Source organism: Saccharothrix longispora (assembly GCF_030852425.1).
Taxonomy (GTDB): Bacteria; Actinomycetota; Actinomycetes; order Mycobacteriales; family Pseudonocardiaceae; genus Actinosynnema; species Actinosynnema longispora.
Window position 1 is genome coordinate 1 of sequence record NZ_NSDM01000001.1, and the last position, 17,028, is coordinate 17,028.

General features: G+C 71.2%; 19 protein-coding genes. 6 read left to right on the forward strand and 13 right to left on the reverse strand.

Annotated features, from left to right (window positions below; genetic code table 11):
- The first annotated feature begins 389 nt into the window (after nt 1-389).
- The 4 genes from sdhC to CKY47_RS00020 are packed head-to-tail and all read left to right on the forward strand — an operon-like array spanning nt 390 to nt 3,787.
- Nucleotides 390-818, forward strand: a complete 429-nt coding sequence (sdhC, locus tag CKY47_RS00005; RefSeq protein ID WP_306743493.1) for a succinate dehydrogenase, cytochrome b556 subunit — start codon at nt 390-392, stop codon at nt 816-818.
- Between the two features lie 2 nt (nt 819-820).
- Nucleotides 821-1,231, forward strand: coding sequence for a succinate dehydrogenase hydrophobic membrane anchor subunit (locus CKY47_RS00010; protein WP_306743494.1), 411 nt, complete (start codon nt 821-823; stop codon nt 1,229-1,231).
- A gap of 22 nt (nt 1,232-1,253) precedes the next feature.
- Complete coding sequence (sdhA, locus tag CKY47_RS00015) at nt 1,254-3,005, forward strand: succinate dehydrogenase flavoprotein subunit (protein WP_306743495.1); 1,752 nt, start codon at nt 1,254-1,256, stop codon at nt 3,003-3,005.
- Entirely contained in the window at nt 3,005-3,787 is a 783-nt protein-coding gene (locus tag CKY47_RS00020) for a succinate dehydrogenase iron-sulfur subunit (RefSeq protein ID WP_306743496.1), read from the forward strand. The genes sdhA and CKY47_RS00020 overlap by 1 nt, the downstream gene beginning before the upstream one ends.
- Before the next feature lie 63 nt (nt 3,788-3,850).
- Here the strand turns inward: CKY47_RS00020 and CKY47_RS00025 are convergent, their stop codons facing one another.
- The gene (locus CKY47_RS00025) at nt 3,851-5,152 is read right to left on the reverse strand and encodes a D-alanyl-D-alanine carboxypeptidase family protein (RefSeq protein WP_306743497.1); all 1,302 of its coding nucleotides are present in this window, start codon (nt 5,150-5,152) and stop codon (nt 3,851-3,853) included.
- A 60-nt stretch (nt 5,153-5,212) separates the two neighbouring features.
- On the opposite strand from CKY47_RS00025, the gene CKY47_RS00030 reads away from it, so the two are divergent.
- Nucleotides 5,213-5,440: an SCO4848 family membrane protein gene (locus CKY47_RS00030; RefSeq protein WP_306743498.1), complete on the forward strand. Its 228-nt coding sequence runs from the start codon at nt 5,213-5,215 to the stop codon at nt 5,438-5,440.
- 25 nt (nt 5,441-5,465) lie between these two features.
- Nucleotides 5,466-5,810: a hypothetical protein gene (locus CKY47_RS00035; RefSeq protein ID WP_306743499.1), complete on the forward strand. Its 345-nt coding sequence runs from the start codon at nt 5,466-5,468 to the stop codon at nt 5,808-5,810.
- 49 nt (nt 5,811-5,859) lie between these two features.
- Here the strand turns inward: CKY47_RS00035 and yhjD are convergent, their stop codons facing one another.
- The 12 genes from yhjD to CKY47_RS00090 form a co-directional block, all read right to left on the reverse strand.
- On the reverse strand, nt 5,860-6,870 hold the full coding sequence (yhjD, locus tag CKY47_RS00040) for an inner membrane protein YhjD (protein WP_306743500.1): 1,011 nt from the start codon (nt 6,868-6,870) through the stop codon (nt 5,860-5,862).
- Nucleotides 6,871-6,921: 51 nt separating this feature from the next.
- On the reverse strand, nt 6,922-7,965 hold the full coding sequence (gene trpS, locus CKY47_RS00045; protein WP_306743501.1) for a tryptophan--tRNA ligase: 1,044 nt from the start codon (nt 7,963-7,965) through the stop codon (nt 6,922-6,924).
- A gap of 21 nt (nt 7,966-7,986) precedes the next feature.
- On the reverse strand, nt 7,987-8,244 hold the full coding sequence (locus CKY47_RS00050; RefSeq protein WP_306743502.1) for a hypothetical protein: 258 nt from the start codon (nt 8,242-8,244) through the stop codon (nt 7,987-7,989).
- A 163-nt stretch (nt 8,245-8,407) separates the two neighbouring features.
- On the reverse strand, nt 8,408-10,960 hold the full coding sequence (locus CKY47_RS00055) for a bifunctional FO biosynthesis protein CofGH (RefSeq protein ID WP_306743503.1): 2,553 nt from the start codon (nt 10,958-10,960) through the stop codon (nt 8,408-8,410).
- Between the two features lie 91 nt (nt 10,961-11,051).
- Nucleotides 11,052-12,740 carry a TIGR03767 family metallophosphoesterase gene (locus tag CKY47_RS00060; RefSeq protein WP_306743504.1) on the reverse strand — a complete coding sequence of 563 codons (1,689 nt, stop codon included), beginning with the start codon at nt 12,738-12,740 and terminating at the stop codon, nt 11,052-11,054.
- Nucleotides 12,741-12,777: 37 nt separating this feature from the next.
- Complete coding sequence (locus CKY47_RS36800; RefSeq protein WP_371320587.1) at nt 12,778-13,278, reverse strand: nucleotidyltransferase family protein; 501 nt, start codon at nt 13,276-13,278, stop codon at nt 12,778-12,780.
- A gap of 41 nt (nt 13,279-13,319) precedes the next feature.
- A complete protein-coding gene (locus CKY47_RS00065) occupies nt 13,320-13,622 on the reverse strand; it encodes a HepT-like ribonuclease domain-containing protein (RefSeq protein ID WP_306743505.1) in 303 nt (100 codons plus the stop codon).
- 34 nt (nt 13,623-13,656) lie between these two features.
- A complete protein-coding gene (locus CKY47_RS00070) occupies nt 13,657-13,965 on the reverse strand; it encodes a nucleotidyltransferase family protein (protein ID WP_306743506.1) in 309 nt (102 codons plus the stop codon).
- A 34-nt stretch (nt 13,966-13,999) separates the two neighbouring features.
- Nucleotides 14,000-14,806, reverse strand: a complete 807-nt coding sequence (locus CKY47_RS00075) for an exodeoxyribonuclease III (RefSeq protein WP_306743507.1) — start codon at nt 14,804-14,806, stop codon at nt 14,000-14,002.
- 9 nt (nt 14,807-14,815) lie between these two features.
- Entirely contained in the window at nt 14,816-15,034 is a 219-nt protein-coding gene (locus tag CKY47_RS00080; protein WP_306743508.1) for a hypothetical protein, read from the reverse strand.
- 16 nt (nt 15,035-15,050) lie between these two features.
- Complete coding sequence (locus tag CKY47_RS00085; RefSeq protein WP_306743509.1) at nt 15,051-15,365, reverse strand: SH3 domain-containing protein; 315 nt, start codon at nt 15,363-15,365, stop codon at nt 15,051-15,053.
- Between the two features lie 178 nt (nt 15,366-15,543).
- Nucleotides 15,544-16,764: an NADP-dependent isocitrate dehydrogenase gene (locus CKY47_RS00090; protein WP_306743510.1), complete on the reverse strand. Its 1,221-nt coding sequence runs from the start codon at nt 16,762-16,764 to the stop codon at nt 15,544-15,546.
- Nucleotides 16,765-17,028 lie beyond the last annotated feature (264 nt).

Here is a 17,028-nt window from a genome sequence, read left to right on the forward strand (position 1 = left end):
CAACTCGCCGACGCCACCACCACCACCCCCTTCACCCCACCCGACGACGACACGGCCACCCTGCACGTCGTCCACTACCGGTGACCGCCCACGCCCCACCAGACCGCGGACGGACGGGCGGACGAGCCGCCGCCAACGTCGCCGATCGGACCGGACACGTCCGCAGTGGACGGCACGGTCACACGTTCGTGTGTGACTGGCACCACACGCCCTTGCCCTGGCGGTCCGGGGCGAATCGATACAGCGCCCGTGCGGTGTCTCGTCGCTCACAGACGGGTCGGGCCGTTGGGTCGGCCGATGTTCACGGGACTAGCATCGGATGGTCAAGGTCCGCGTACTCAGTCAAGTACCGGAGACCAGTCCACCACTGACGCTGGAGGCCGTAGCTCATGGCCGGCACCACCGCACCCGAGCGGGCGGGCAGCAGCTCCAAAGGGGGCGGAACGCTCTACCGCGGCGACCTGGGCATGTGGTCCTGGGTCGCCCACCGCATCACCGGCGTGCTCACGTTCTTCTTCCTGTTCGCGCACGTCCTGGACACCGCGCTGGTGCGGGTGTCGCCGGACGCGTACGACAAGGTCATCGAAACCTACAAGAACCCGGTGGTCAACCTGTTCGAGGTGGGCCTCGTCGGCGCGGTGCTCTACCACGCGCTGAACGGCATCCGCGTGATGCTGATCGACTTCTGGGAGAAGGGCGCCCGGTACCAGCGTCAGATGCTGTGGGCCATCCTGGGCCTCTGGGTGCTGGTGATGATCCCCGGCACCTACTTCATGATGGTCCGCACGATCACGGACATGTTCGGCGGGGGTCACTGATCATGAGCGAACTGATCCTGGACAAGCCGCGCTCCCCGCGTCGCCCCGCCGCCCGCCGCAACAACTTCGAGCTGCACAGCTGGCTGTTCATGCGCATCTCGGGCGTCGCCCTGGTGGTCCTCGTGCTCGGCCACCTGTTCATCATGAACATCCTCGACGGCGGCGTGCACCGCATCAACTTCGGCTTCGTCGCGGGCCGCTGGGCGTCCCCCTTCTGGCAGATCTGGGACCTGGCGATGCTCTGGCTGGCGCAGATCCACGGCGGCAACGGCCTGCGCACCGTGATCAACGACTACGCCCGCAAGGACGCGACCCGGTTCTGGTTGAAGATGCTGCTCGTCGTCTCCATGGTGCTGATCCTGTTCACCGGGACGTACGTGATCTTCACCTTCGACCCGAACATCACCGACTGACCCGCCGCGGGAGCAGACAGCCATGCAGTTCCACAAGTACGACGTCGTGATCATCGGCGCCGGCGGCGCCGGGATGCGCGCGGCGATCGAAGCCGGCCAGCGCGCCCGCACGGCGGTGCTCACCAAGCTCTACCCCACCCGCTCCCACACGGGCGCCGCGCAGGGCGGCATGTGCGCCGCGCTGGCGAACGTGGAGGAGGACAACTGGGAGTGGCACACCTTCGACACGATCAAGGGCGGCGACTACCTGGTCGACCAGGACGCCGCCGAGATCATGGCGAAGGAGGCCATCGACGCGGTCCTCGACCTGGAGAAGATGGGCCTGCCGTTCAACCGCACGCCCGAGGGCAAGATCGACCAGCGGCGGTTCGGCGGCCACACCCGCAACCACGGTGAAGCCGCCGTGCGCCGGGCCTGCTACGCGGCCGACCGCACCGGCCACATGATCCTCCAGACGCTGTACCAGAACTGCGTCAAGCACGGCATCGAGTTCTTCAACGAGTTCTACGTCCTCGACATCTGCCTCACCGAGACGGAGAACGGCCCGGTCTGCACCGGCGCGGTGGCCTACGAGCTGGCGACCGGCGAGATCCACGTCTTCCAGGCCAAGTCGGTCGTGTTCGCGACCGGCGGCTTCGGCAAGGTCTTCAAGACCACTTCGAACGCGCACACCCTGACCGGCGACGGCATGGGCATCGTGTTCCGCAAGGGCCTGCCGCTGGAGGACATGGAGTTCTACCAGTTCCACCCGACCGGCCTCGCGGGCCTGGGCATCCTGCTCACCGAGGGCGCCCGAGGCGAGGGCGCGATCCTGCGCAACGCCTCCGGCGAGCGGTTCATGGAGCGCTACGCACCGACCATCAAGGACCTCGCGCCGCGCGACATCGTCGCCCGCTCGATGGCCCTGGAGGTCCTCGAAGGGCGCGGCGCGGGTCCGAACAAGGACTACGTGCTCCTCGACTGCACCCACCTGGGCGCCGAGGTCCTGGAGACGAAGCTCCCCGACATCACCGAGTTCGCCCGCACCTACCTCGCGGTCGACCCGGTGAAGGAACCCGTCCCCGTCTACCCGACGGCGCACTACGCCATGGGCGGCATCCCGACCAACATCCACGGCGAGGTGCTGCGGGACAACGACCACGTCGTCCCCGGCCTCTACGCCGCCGGCGAGTGCGCGTGCGTGTCCGTGCACGGCGCGAACCGCCTGGGCACCAACTCGCTGCTCGACATCAACGTGTTCGGCCGGCGCGCGGGCATCGCCGCCGCCGAGTACGCGAACGGCACCGAGCACGTCGAGCTGCCGGAGAACCCCGCGGCGAACGTCGAGGCGCAGGTCGCCCTGGTCCTGTCCGAGCACGGCGAGGAGCGCGTCGCGGACATCCGCACCGAGCTCCAGGCCACGATGGACGCCAACGCGTCCGTCTACCGCACGGAGGACACGCTCAAGCAGGCGCTGCACGACGTGCAGGCGCTGAAGGAGCGCTACCAGCGGATCACCGTGCAGGACAAGGGCAAGCGGTTCAACACGGACCTGCTGGAGGCCGTCGAGCTGGGCTTCCTGCTGGAGCTGGCCGAGGTCCTGGTCGTCGGCGCCCTGGCGCGCAAGGAGTCCCGCGGCGGCCACGCCCGCGAGGACTACCCGAACCGCGACGACACGAACTTCATGCGCCACAGCATGTACTACAAGCAGGGCGAGGGCCTGGCGTCCGACATCCGGCTCGACTACAAGCCCGTGACGTTCACCCGGTACCAGCCGATGGAGCGCAAGTACTGATGACCGCAACCGCTGAAGTCACGACCGGTTCGCGCGGCAACCAGCCCCCGGTGCCGGACGGCGCGATCACCGTCACCCTGAAGGTCCGGCGCTTCAACCCGGAGTTCGACGACGAGCCCCGCTGGGACAGCTTCGAGATCCCGGCGCTGCCCTCGGACCGCGTGCTGAACCTGCTGCACTACGTGAAGTGGTACCTGGACGGCACGCTCACGTTCCGCCGCTCGTGCGCCCACGGCATCTGCGGCTCGGACGCGATGCGCATCAACGGCGTCAACCGCCTCGCCTGCAAGGTGCTGCTCAAGGACCTCCTCGCGGGCGGCGGCAAGCGGACCGAGATCACCGTCGAGCCGATCAAGGGCCTGCCCGTCCACAAGGACCTCCTGGTGGACATGGAGCCGTTCTTCGAGGCGTTCAAGGCCGTCAAGCCGTACCTCATCACCTACGGCAACGAGCCCACCCGCGAGCGCGTGCAGTCCATCGCCGACCGGGAGCGCTTCGACGACACGACGAAGTGCATCCTGTGCGCCGCCTGCACCACCTCGTGCCCGGTGTACTGGACCGAGGGCAGCTACTTCGGCCCGGCGGCCATCGTGAACGCCCACCGCTTCATCTTCGACAGCCGCGACGAGGGCGCCGAGGAGCGGCTGGACATCCTGAACGACGTGGACGGCGTGTGGCGCTGCCGCACGACGTTCAACTGCACCGACGCGTGCCCCCGCGGCATCCAGGTGACGAAGGCGATCCAGGAGGTCAAGCGCGCGCTGCTCTTCAAGCGCGTCTGACCGGCAGGCACGGGAAGGGGCGGGGACCACGTGGTCCCCGCCCCTTCCGACGTCCGGCGCCGGTCAGGCGGGCGGGCCGGTGCCCGTCGCCGCCGTGCGCCGTGCGCGCGCCGCCCTGGCCCGCCGGGCCCGCAGGTACATGACGAACGCCAGCACGAGGCCCAGCCCGGCCACCGCCGTGATGGGGCCGCCGACGTTGCCGAACGCCTTGTGCATGGCCGAGTTCCGGGGGTCCTCGCCGGCGTCGGCGGCCTGGCCCGGCGCGGCGCTGGTCGGGTTGGTCGCCCTCGGCTCGGTCTCCTTCTTCTTCGCCTGGGGCGCGCCCTCGACGAGCCGCCCCACCGGGTTGCCCGCGGCGGCCGGCTCCAGGGCGAACCCGTAGTCGAGCAGCAGCGCGGCCTGGTCGGTGATCCGGATCGGCTGCTGCCGGCCGCGCAGCAGCACGACCACCAGCCGCTTGCCGCCGCGCTGCGCCGCGCCCACGTACGTGTGCTGGGCGTCGTCGGTGAACCCGGACTTGCCGCCCAGCGCGCCCTGGTAGGAGGTGAGCAGCCGGTTGTCGTTGACCACGGGCATCGTGCCGTTGCCGTCCGGGGACGGGAAGTCGATGCGCTGCGTGGTGACGGCCTTGGCGAAGTCCGGGTACGTCAGGGCCGCGCGGAAGATCAGCGCCACGTCGTAGGCCGACGTGGAGGTGCCCGGCGCGTCCAGGCCGGAGGGCGTCACGGCCCGCGTGTCCATCGCGCCCAGCTCCCTGGCCAGCGCGTTCATCTTCCGGATCGCGGACGGGATGCCGCCGAGCCGCCGGGCCAGGGCGTGGGCCACGTCGTTCCCCGAGGCCATGACCAGCGCCTGGAGCATCTGCTCGACGGTGTACTCGGCGCCGACCCGCAGGTTGATGCAGGTGCACTCCTGCGCGACGTCCTCGGCGTTGACCGCCACGGTGGCGCTCGGGGACAGCTCCTTGGCGACGACCATCGCCAGCAGCACCTTGATCACCGACGCGGGGCGCTGGCGGCCGTGCGGGTTGTTGGCGGCCAGCACGGCGCCGCTGTCCATGTCGGCCAGCAGCCAGCTCGCCGCCGTGATCGAGTCCGGCAGGGGCCGCGCGTTCGGCGGCAGCACCAGCCCGCACTCGCCGAGGCGCTCGCCGCCGACGGGGGTCTCCGGCACCTCCAGCGGCTGGGGCGCCTGCTGACCGGGTGGCACCTGCTCGGACGTGTCCACCGCGGGTGGCGGTGACACCTCGTTCGGGCAGGCGGGCTGGGCGCTCGCGACCGGCACCGCGGCGAACACCGCGGAGGCCGTCAGCGCGCAGGCAGCCAGGACTGTGGCAACGGGCCGTCGGAACGCGGAGGAACGCACCCGTCCAGGCTAGCCACCCCGGATGAGTGACCTGCACCCGCCACGTCCGATACTGCTCGGGTGAAGCTCTCCCGCGGCATGTCCTGGTTCCTGCTTGCCTTCGGGGTGTGGTCCTGGGTGATCTGGCCGAACTTCCTGCGCAACATCTGGAAGGACCCCCGCTCGTGGGACGCCGGGCCCACCGCGTTCTTCACCGTCCACCTGCTGCTCGTCGTCGCCTCCCTCGCCTTCGGCACCGTCATCGGGCTGCTGGGCGTGCGCGGCGTGCGGGCGGGACGCAGCAAGTAACCCCACCACACCTGGAGGCTCCGCCGTGGAGTTCGTGCGCCTACTGCTGGTGTTCCTGCACCTGCTCGGCATGGGCATGCTCGTCGCGATGTTCTTCGTCCAGCGCCGCGCCGGGGCCGACGCCCCGATGAACAAGGGCTGGCTGCACGGCAGCGCGCTCCAGCTGCTCACCGGCGTCGCGCTGGTCGGCCTGGCGCCGCTCACCGACCAGGACTACGACCACGTCAAGATCGGGGTCAAGACGCTGGTGCTGGTGGTCATCGCGGCCCTGGTCGCGGTCAACGTGAACAAGAGGCCCGCGTCGTGGCTGACCCCGGCGCTGGCCGGGCTCGTGGTGCTCAACGTGGGCATCGCCGTCTTCTGGACCTGAGCCGCCTCCCGGACCCGGGCCGCCTCCCGCACCCGGGCGGCGACCGCGGTCACCGGCGCCGGAACAGGGCGCCCAGCAGCACCCCCGCGCCGACCAGCCCGGCGGCGGCGCGGGGGCCGGGGCCCGAGCGGACCTCCACCACCGGCCGGATCACCGCCGGCGGTGGCGGGGGCGGCGGGTCCCTGAGCAGGTTCTCCCGGGCCGTGGCCGTCCAGGCCGTGATGAACAGCAGGAACTGCGCGACGAGGTTCGCGAAGAACAGCACGCCGATGACCGGGCCGAACGCCGCGCCCGCGGGCGACGCCGTGACGCTGCTCAGGTAGATCGTCCCGGCCTGCTTGAGCACCTCGAACCCGATCGCGGCGGCGGCGGCCCCCTTGAGCGCGCTGCGCAGCCCGACCGGCTTGCGCGGGAGCTTGGCCAGCACCCAGAGGAACACCAGCCAGTTCGCGACCAGCGCCAGCATGATCGTGCCGACCTTCAGCATCGCCTGCGCCCACCGGACGCCCTCCAGGCCGATCCACCGCAGCACCAGCTCGGCGAACCCGCTGCCCAGGGCGGTGAGGCCGAACGACACCACCAGCGCCAACCCCAGGCCGAGCAGGGCCAGCAGGTCCTTCAGGGCCGTTTTCAGGAACGGCAGGTCCGCCTTCGCCTGGCCCCACTGGGCGGTGAGCGCGTCGCGGAGGTTCCGCATCCAGCCGAAGCCGGAGAAGACGGCGGTGAGCAGGCCGAGCACGCCGACCGTGCCCTTGCTGTCGATCGCCTGCTCGACCACCTTGTTGATCGTGTCGCCGAGCGCGCCGGGCACCGCCTCGGCGATGCTCGCCTTCATCTCGTCCAGCAGTCGGGGCTCGGACGCCAGCACGAAGCCGGCGACCGCGAACCCGATCATCAGCATGGGCACGAGCGACAGCACGCTGAAGTACGTCACCGCCGCGGCGTAGTGCGTCCCGTACTGGTTCTGGTAGCGGTCGAAGGCCCGGAGCAGGTGGTCGAGCCACGGCTTCTCGCGCCGGAGCCGCTGGATCTTCGACTCGGCCTTCGCCTCTTCCGCCACGGCGAGAACGCTAGGCGAGCGGGTGATCACCTGCCACTCGAACGGGGCAGGTCAGGTCCGGGCCAGGAACCCGATCCGCTCGTAGGTCCGCGCCAGCGTCCTCGACGCCACCTCGCGCGCCCGCTCCGCGCCCCGCGCCAGCACCTTGTCCAGCTCGGGCAGGTCCGCCAGGTAGGCGTCCACCCGCGCCTGCACCGGCGTGACGAACTCGGTGAACACCTCGCCGAGCTCCTTCTTCAGGTCGCCGTAGCCCTTGCCCTCGAACCGGGCGACCAGCGAGTCCACCGACTCCCCGCTCAGCGCGGAGTGGATGACCAGCAGGTTGCTGACGCCGGCCTTGTGCTCGGGGTCGTAGACGATCTCGCGCCCGGTGTCGGTGACCGCCGACCGGATCTTCTTGGCCGACCGCTTCGGGTCGTCCAGCAGCTCGACCACGCCCGCCGGCACGGACTTCGACATCTTCGCCGTCGGGTCCTGCAGGTCGTAGATCTTCGCGGTGTCCTTGACGATGTACGGCTCGGGCAGCCGGAACGTCCTGCCGTACCGGGTGTTGAACCGCTGCGCGAGGTCGCGGGTCAGCTCCAGGTGCTGGCGCTGGTCCTCGCCGACCGGCACGTGGTGCGCCTGGTAGAGCAGGATGTCCGCGGCCTGGAGGATCGGGTAGGTGAACAGGCCGACGCCGACGCCCGCCTCCTGCCGCGCGGACTTGTCCTTGAACTGGGTCATCCGGCCGGCCTCGCCGAAGCCGGTCAGGCACTGCATGACCCACCCCAGCTGGGCGTGCTCGGGCACGTGGGACTGCACGAACAGCGCGGACCGCTCGGGGTCGATGCCCAGCGCGAGCAGCTGCGCGGCCGACACCCTGGTGTTCTGCCGCAGCACCTTGGGGTCCTGCGCGACGGTGATGGCGTGCAGGTCGACGACGCAGTAGAACGCGTCATGCGTCTCCTGGAGGGCCACCCACTGGCGCAGCGCGCCGAGGTAGTTGCCGAGGTGGAACGAGCCCGCGGTCGGCTGGATGCCGGAGAGCACGCGGGGGCGGCTCGTCGGCGCGGTGTTCTCGCCGGTGTCCCCGGCGGGGGTCTCAGGTGCCACGGGGTGATCCTCCCAGGCGGATCAGACCCCGGTGGTGGCGGGCCGCACCTCGGCCTGCGGGGCCGTCGCCGCGCGCACGACCGCGGCCCGGCGACGGCGCACCAGGCCGGCCACCAGGCCGACCGCGCCGAACGCCACCGCGACGATGCCGACCGGGCCGTTCACGGCCACCGGGCCGGCGGCGAGCACCGCGCCGTCCGCCGCCACCGCGACGCCCTCGACGACCAGGGAGGACGTCGCACCCAGCACCAGACCCAGGACCGCAACGCGACCGCGCACGTGCCCAGCCTCCTCACCAACACCGCGTGCACCACAACAGGGTGAACATCGTTGACGGACGGCCGCGAACCTACCGACGCTGTGGGGCTGGGGTGTTCGGTTCGGGTAAAGCGGCCGGCGGCAGACTAACCACCGCCGGCCGCCCGCGGGAACCCCACCCCCGTCACACGTGCCCCGGCAGCCCCGGGCTTCCCGCTCGGCGCACGGCGTCGACGCGCCCGTACGTGGTGGTCCGCTGCCGGGCCGGCCGCCCGGCCAGCGCCGCCGTCGCCGCCAGCTCCCGCGCCGTGCGGGCCGACCCGTGCTCCGAGCCGGCCATCCGGCTGATGGTCTCCTCCATGAGCGTCCCGCCCAGGTCGTTGGCGCCGCCGCGCAGCACCTCCGCCGTGCCCTCGTCGCCGAGCTTCACCCACGAGCACTGGACGTTGTCCACCCGCCCGTGCAGGGCGAGCCGGGCGAACGCGTGCACCGCCCGGTTGTCCCGCCGGGTCGGTCCGGGGCGGGCGACGCCGGCCAGGTAGATGGGCGCGTTGCGGTGCACGAACGGCAGGCCGACGAACTCGGTGAGCCCGCCGGTGCGGTCCTGGAGCGCGGCCAGCGCCCGGAAGTGCCCGAGCCAGTGGCCGGGGTGGTCGACGTGGCCGTACATCATCGTGGACGAGGAGCGGATGCCCAGCTCGTGCGCCGTGCCGACGACCTCCAGCCAGGTCGCGGCGGGCAGCTTGCCCTTGGTGAGCACCCAGCGCACGTCGTCGTCGAGGATCTCGGCGGCCGTGCCGGGGATGGTGTCGAGGCCCGCGTCGCGCAGCTCGGTCAGCCACTCGCGCACGCTCACGCCCGCCTTGGCCGCCGCGCTGACGACCTCCATCGGGCTGAACGCGTGGACGTGCATGCCGGGCACCCGCGCCTTGATCGCCCGCACGACGTCCGCGTAGTAGGTGACCGGCAGCTTCGGGTCGATGCCGCCCTGCATGCAGACCTCGGTGGCGCCCTCGTCCCACGCCTCCCGCGCGCGCCGGGCCACCTCGTCCACGGACAGCCGGAACGCGTCGGCGTCCCGCTCGCGCTGCGCGAACGCGCAGAACCGGCAGCCGACGTAGCAGACGTTGGAGAAGTTGATGTTGCGGTTGACCACGTAGGTGACGTCGTCGCCGACCACGGAGGCGCGCAGCTCGTCGGCGAGCCGGGTCATGGTCTCCAGCGCGTCGCCGTCCGCGGTGAGCAGGGCCATCGACGCCGCGGTGTCCTCCAGCAGCCTCGCCGGGTCGCTCCCGGCCAGGTCCAGCGCCCGCTTCGCGTCCTCGGGCAGCCGCTCGACCGCCGCGGGCACGGTCAGGGACGCCCAGTCGCCGTAGACGCTGTCGAAGTCACCGCGCCGGTCGCCGGTGCGGCCCTCGGTGTCGATGGCGGTGTTCAGGTCGGCCCGGCCGTACGTGTCGAGCCCGCCGTCGGGCTCCTGCCACTCGCGGCCGACGACCGGCGCGCCCGGGTCGGCCAGGCCGTCGGGCCGGGCCAGCGCCGCGACGTGCGCCGACAGCCGGGTGTCGATCCACTGGCCCGGCGCGGCGGTCACGTAGCGCGGGTAGACGGCGAGCCGCTCGCGCAGCTCGAACCCGGCCTCCCGGGTGCGCTCCGCCAGCGCGTCCACCTGCGGCCAGGGCCGCTCCGGGTTCACGTGGTCGGGCGTCACCGGGGACACGCCGCCCCAGTCGTCGATCCCGGCGCGCAGCATCAGCCCGAACTCGCCGCCGACCAGGTTCGGGGGCGCCTGCACGCTGGTGGACGACGGCATGACCAGCCGGGCCACGGCGATCGTGGCGGCCAGTTCGCGCAGGTCGGCGTCGGGCATGCCGCGCATGGCGGTGTCCGGCTTGGCCCGGAAGTTCTGGATGATCACCTCCTGCACGTGCCCGTACTGGCGGGCGACGGCGCGCATGGCCAGCAGCGACTCGGCGCGCTCGGTGACCGTCTCGCCGATGCCGATCAGGACGCCCGTGGTGAACGGCACGTTCACCCGGCCCGCGTCGGTCAGCACCCGCAGCCGCACGGCGGGCTCCTTGTCGGGGCTGCCGTGGTGCGGGCCGCCCTTCTCGCTCCACAGCCGCTCGGCGGTGGTCTCCAGCATCATCCCCATGCTGGCCGCGACCGGCCGCAGCCGCTGGAGCTCCTCCCAGCTCAGCACGCCCGGGTTGAGGTGCGGCAGCAGGCCGGTCTCCTCCAGCACCGCGATGGCGCTCGCCCGCACGTAGTCCAGCGTCGAGGAGTACCCGCGCGCCTCCAGCCACTCCCGCGCCTGCGGCCACCGCTCCTCGGGGCGGTCGCCCAGCGTGAACAGGGCCTCCTTGCACCCCTGCCCGGCCGCGCGGCGGGCGATGTCCAGCACCTCGTCGCGCTCCAGGAACGCGGCGGGCAGCTTGTGCGGGACCGTGGCGAACGTGCAGTAGTGGCACCGGTCCCGGCACAGCCGCGTCAGCGGGATGAACGCGTTGCGGCTGTAGGTGACGGTGCCCGGGCGGCCCTCGGCGAGCAGGTGGGCGTCGCGCACCCGGCCCGCGGCGTCGAGCAGGGCGTCCAGGTCGTCACCGCGGGCGTGCAGGAGGACCGCCGCCTCGGTGAGGTCGAGGGCGGCGCCGTCGGCGGCGCGGCGCAGGGCGCGTCGCATCGCCGACGGGCTCGGCGTCGGTTCGGGCGGGGTGATCGAGATGTCCACGGCCACGACAACGACCTTAGGTGCGGAAAATTCCTGATCACGCCCGGAGTGACGTCCGGCACGCCGGCTCACCCCGCCGTGGCGTCCCCGTCCGGGCTCAGCGCACGGGCGCGCGCCCCGCCAGGACGAGCTCGGTGTTCCGGTCGGTCACCGCGCCCGCGGCGGCCGGGTCGGCGTGCGGGTCGTTGAACGCGAACTCGCGGGCCAGCGACGCGAGGCCGGAGGGGGTCGGGTCGTCGTAGCCGGCCTGGTAGGGGGCGTCGCCCTCGACCAGCGTGGTGAACAGCGACAGCGTGCCGTCGGCGTTGTCGACCAGCTCGACCACCCGCGCGTGCTGCGGGTGGTCGACGTGCGCGGCCGTGTTGATCTCCCAGAACGCCCGGTCGCCCGTGCCGTGGGGCACGATCCGGTTCTCGTGCGTGTGGCCGTTGACCCAGGCCACCACGTTCGGGAAGCGCTGGAGCAGGTCCACCAGCGCGTCGCCGGTCAACCGGGGGTCGAGCGGGCGGCGGCGGTCCGGCAGGACGTTGGTCATGGTCCAGCTCGTGTGGTGGCTGAACAGCACGAACAGCTCGTCCGTCACGTCCTGGCGGTGCTGGAAGCCGAACGCGTCGAAGTACCGCGAGCTGTTCCGCTTGAGCACCTTCTCCAGCCACAGGTACTGGTGCAGGCCGATCGAGCCCTCGGCGAACCCGGCGTCGGTCGTGGTGTCGAGGCTCACGCCGGTGACGCCGGGCGCGATGCGGAAGGTGTAGAAGACGTCCACGCCGTCGGCGTTGTCCTGGGTGAACCCGTGCCCGACCGGTCCGGGCCCGGTGTTGCGCGGGTCGAGGTGGGCGCGCACGAACTCGCCGGTGCTGAACGGCCTGCGCCGGGGGTCCGGCGTGACGGTCCGCACCAGGCCCGCCCCGCTCGCCAGCAGCGCCAGCGCGTCCGGCACGTACGCGGGGTCGCGCAGCGCCCGCCCGATCACGTCGGCCGCCGCCGGGTCGAAGCCGAAGACCTTGCGGTCGCCGGTGTAGAGGGCGTCGATGAACGGGATGCCGTCGGGCAGCGAGCCGACCACGCTGTCGTCGTGGTTGCCGAACGTCGAGTACCACGGGATGCGCAGGCCGGGGCTGTCGAACGGGCGGCGGGCGGCGTCGAGCAGGCCGGGTACCAGCGGGAAGCCCTTGGCCTTGTAGTCGTCGGGGGTGCTGCGGTGCGGGTTCCAGTAGGAGGCGACGCCGGAGTCCTGCACGCCCTCGTACCGGCCGGCGTCCCCGGTGTCGGCGGTGATCCGGCCGCCGTTGAGGACGGTCAGGAACCAGTCCAGCTCGACCAGCTCGTGGTTGTCGGTGTTGTCGCCGGTGGTCATCACGAAGTCGATCGGGCGACCGCTGAACGGGCCGTTGCGGATGTCGTTGACCTTGCGCACCAGCGCCGTCGAGGTGTGCTGCGCGAGCGTCTCGTGCGCCCGGAAGGCCCCCGCGCCCAGCAGCGGGTGGGTGTACTCGAAGCGGGCGGGGCTCTGCGCGTCGACCACGTGCATGTCGCTGAACTGCACGAAGCACGCGAGCGGCACCCGCCGGTCGGCCCGACCGCCCTGCGGCGGGGCCAGGTCGGACCGCACCACGACCGGCCACCCGGGTCCGGCCTGGAGCCGCCGGTACCCGGCCGGGCCGACGGCCCACGCCGCCACGTCCAGGGTGGTGCCCGTGGTGGCGGCCCACGCGGGCCCGCCCCACACCAGGGAAGCCCCGGCCACCCCACCCGCCTGCAAGAACCGCCGTCGGCTGATCCCCATCGACCGCTCCCCACGTTCCGGTTGTCGTGAAAACTTCTCACGATCTCGTAAGGAGGTCACCAACTCGGCGTGAAGTGCGTACGAACGAGCGAAGCCGAAGGTCCGGTCGACCGATCGGGTTCCGTGAACGGCGCTCGGGAGGACGAAGCCCGCGCCGAACCGGCTCGGCGGCTCCACGGCGTGCGACGCGTCCCGGGGTGCGGGGATCAGGCCCCGTACAGCTGTTCCCGGTCTCCATCATTCGCTGCCGGGGGTACGGGTTGCGGATGCCGGCCGCGCTCACGAGATCGGCCGGCCGGCCGAAGATCCGCTCCAGCCCGTCCTCCAGGGCGAAGTAGCTGCCGAAGTAGCCGAACCCCGGACCGGCGTCGAACTCCACGAGGACGTCCACGTCACCGGCCACCACGTCGAACGAGTCACCGACCGCGGACCCGAACACGTCGAGACGTCGGACGCCCAACGCGCGGCACACGTCCTCGACCTCGGACCGCTTGGCGGCGATGACCTCGTGCACGGACGTCACCCCCTCCGTCGCCACCTGGTGGTCGATCCGCCAGCGGATGCGCGTTGTCGAACCCGTCAGTCATCCGCCTGGTCGAGCAATCGGCGAAGCACCTGGTCCAACGCGGGCACCTTGTCGGTGAGCGTCTGCCAGACCAAAGCGTCATCGACCGATGCGTACCCGTGGATCAGGATGTTGCGGAAAGCGACGATTCGGTTGACGTCCGGGATGGCCGACGCGAGTTCGGCATCGACCTCGCGGAGCTGGTTCAGGGCTTCACCGATGATCTCGAACTGCCGCTCGACCGCCGACCTCAGCATGGCGTCCGCCTCGTAGTCCGTGAACGACTTGCCCTCGCTGAACTGGCTCAGCAGTTCCACGGCGTGCAACGCGTCCCAGAGGTAGGCACGGGGATCAGGCCGCATACAGCGGTTCCTTGGTTTCCATCACTCGCTGCCGGAAGTACGGGTTGCGGATGCTGGAACCGCTCACGAGGTCGACCGGTCGGGCGAAGATCCGTTCCAGCCCTTCCTTGAGGGCGAAGTAGCTGCCGAAGTAGTCGAAGCCCGGACCGGCGTCGAACTCCACGAGGACGTCCACGTCAGAGGACAGCACGTCGAACGAGTCACCGACGGCGGACCCGAACACGTCGAGACGGCGAACGCCCAACACACGGCACAAGTCCTCGACCTCGGGCCGCTTGGCGGCGATGATCTCGTGCACGGACGTCACCTCCTGACCACGATTGTGCCCGATCTCAGGCTCTCGGCCAGTCAAAACTCACGGTGACCGGCGCGTGGTCCGACCAGCGCTCGGCATAGGTCGCGGCCCGCTCGACCACCGCGCTGGTCGCCGTGGCCGCGATGCCCTCCGTTGCGCAAACCAGATCGATCCGCCAGCCGGAGTCGTTGTCGAACGCCTTCCCCCGGTACGACCACCACGTGTACGGCCCCGCCACGCCCGGGTGCAGCGACCGCACCACGTCGACGTACCGCGCCTCGCCGAACACCCGGTCCATCCAGGCCCGTTCCTCCGGCAGGAACCCGGCCGACTTCTGGTTCGTCCTCCACGCCTTCAGGTCCTCGGGCCGGTGGGCGATGTTCCAGTCGCCGCACACCAGCACCTCGCGCCCACCGGCCGTCGCCTTGTCGCGCAGCTCCACCAGGTACGGCAGGAACGCCGCGGTGAACCGCTCCTTCTCGTCCTGCCGCGGCGTGCCGACGTCACCGCTGGGCAGGTACAGCGACGCGACCACGACGTCCGCCAGCTCGACCTCGACGTACCGGCCCGAGTTCTCGAACTCCGCCGCGCCGAACCCGACCCGCACGGCCCGGGGCTCCTCGCGCGTCAGCACCGCGACGCCGTTGCGGCCCTTGAGCTCGCAGTGCGCCTGCGCCACGTGCCACCCCGGCGGCGAGCGCACCTCGTCGGGCAGCTGCCCCGGCTCGGCGCGCACCTCCTGGAGGCACACCACGTCCGCGGACGTCGCGGCGAGCCACTCCAGGTAGCCCTTCTTGGCGGCCGCGCGCAGCCCGTTGACGTTGACGGTGGAGACGGTCAGCACCCGAACAGCCTAGCCGCGCCCGACCGTCGCCCAGCCGTGCGGGTAGGTCGCCCCGCACCCCGTGCACGACGCCTCCAGCCCCAGGGCCAGCACCAGCGGGCTGCTGCCGCCCGGCGACGGCACGCCCGCCAGCTCGTGCCCGTCCAGCGATGCCCGCAACCCCGGCCACTCCGGCGAGCAGGCGCACGTCACCACGTCCCGGCGGAACGACCGCCACCTGAAGAACATGCGCCCATGACACCACTCAGACGCAGGCGCCGACCGACTCGGGCGTCACGAACTCGTCCTTCACCCACCTGCCGTCGACGAGCAGCCGGAACCCGTTCTCCACCCTGGGCTCGGCGTCGACCACCGCCCCGCGCGGGAGCGTGGCCACGATCGGCTGGGTGTCGGCCGGCCCGGACCGCACGTTGAGCACGTCGGCGGCCACCGTGACGCGGCACCCGCCCGTCGCGGCTCCCTCCGCGCCCAGCTTCTCCCCGCCGTTGGCGACGTACATGACCCCGGCGGTCGCCAGCACCCCGACCACCACGAGCCCCCGCGTGGGAATCCCGAACACAACGCCTCCCCGCACCTCTCCCGAAGTGCAGGTATAGCGCGCACGGCGGCCCCGACACCGCCACCGCGCCCGATCCACCCGACCGTCGAACCGACCGGGTGACGCGGTCACCCGCGATGACGGAGGGCCCGACCGCGCCGGAGCGCGATCGGGCCCTTCGCCGAAGAGGGGGGCGGGCTCAGCCGGCCATCCGCTTCTGCAGGTTCTCGTCCAGCGTCGCGAGGAAGTCCTCGGTCGTCTGCCACTCCTGCTCCGGGCCGACGAGCAGCGCCAGGTCCTTCGTCATCTTCCCGCTCTCGACGGTCTCGACGACGACCTTCTCCAGCGTCTCGGCGAAGCCGGTGACCTCGGGGGTGCTGTCCAGCTTGCCGCGGTGCTTCAGGCCACCGGTCCACGCGTAGATCGAGGCGATCGGGTTCGTGGAGGTCGGCTTGCCGGCCTGGTGCTGGCGGTAGTGGCGGGTCACCGTGCCGTGGGCCGCCTCGGCCTCGACGGTCCGGCCGTCCGGCGTCATCAGCACCGACGTCATCAGGCCGAGCGAGCCGAAGCCCTGCGCGACCGTGTCGGACTGCACGTCACCGTCGTAGTTCTTGCACGCCCAGACGTAGCCACCCTCCCACTTCATGGCGGCGGCGACCATGTCGTCGATCAGGCGGTGCTCGTAGGTGAGGCCCGCCGCGTCGAACTGCGCCTTGAACTCCTCCTCGAACACCTTCTGGAAGATGTCCTTGAAGGCGCCGTCGTACGCCTTGAGGATGGTGTTCTTGGTCGACATGTAGACCGGGTAGTCGCGCTGGAGGCCGTACGAGAACGACGCCCGCGCGAAGTCCTCGATCGACTTGTTGAAGTTGTACATGCCCATGGCCACGCCGCCGTCGGCGCCGTAGTTGGCGACCACGTGCTTGATCGGCTCGGAGCCGTCCTCTGGCGTGAAGGTGATCGTCAGCTCACCGGCGCCGGGCACCTTGAAGTTGGTGGCCTTGTACTGGTCGCCGTGGGCGTGGCGGCCGATGATGATCGGCTTGGTCCAGCCCGGCACCAGCCGCGGGATGTTCGAGATGATGATCGGCTCGCGGAACACCACGCCGCCGAGGATGTTGCGGATCGTGCCGTTCGGCGAGACCCACATCTTCTTCAGGCCGAACTCCTCCACCCGCGCCTCGTCGGGCGTGATGGTGGCGCACTTGACGCCGACGCCGTGCTTCTTGATGGCGTGCGCCGAGTCGATGGTGACCTGGTCGTCGGTGGCGTCCCGGTGCTCGATCCCCAGGTCGTAGTACTCGAGGTCGACGTCCAGGTACGGGTGGATCAACTTGTCCTTGATGAACTGCCAGATGATCCGGGTCATCTCGTCGCCGTCGAGCTCGACGACGGTCCCCTGAACCTTGATCTTGCCCATACTCAGGGCGCTCCTCTCGCGACAATGCAAGCAAGACAAGCGTACTGCTATGTCGGGTTGCTTGCGTCCACCCCGGGCCGAAAAGGGAACGGCGTCACACCGCCGGGCGGGGCGGCACGTGTGGTCCGGGCCAATACAACCAGCCCGGCCGCCGGTCCGCCCGTGGGGGCGCGATCGGGTGCCCGGTCGAACACGCGTTCGCCGAATACCGCCGCACGGGCCGCCCGACCGCTAACCTCGAACCCGGAAGAGTGATCAAGGGGG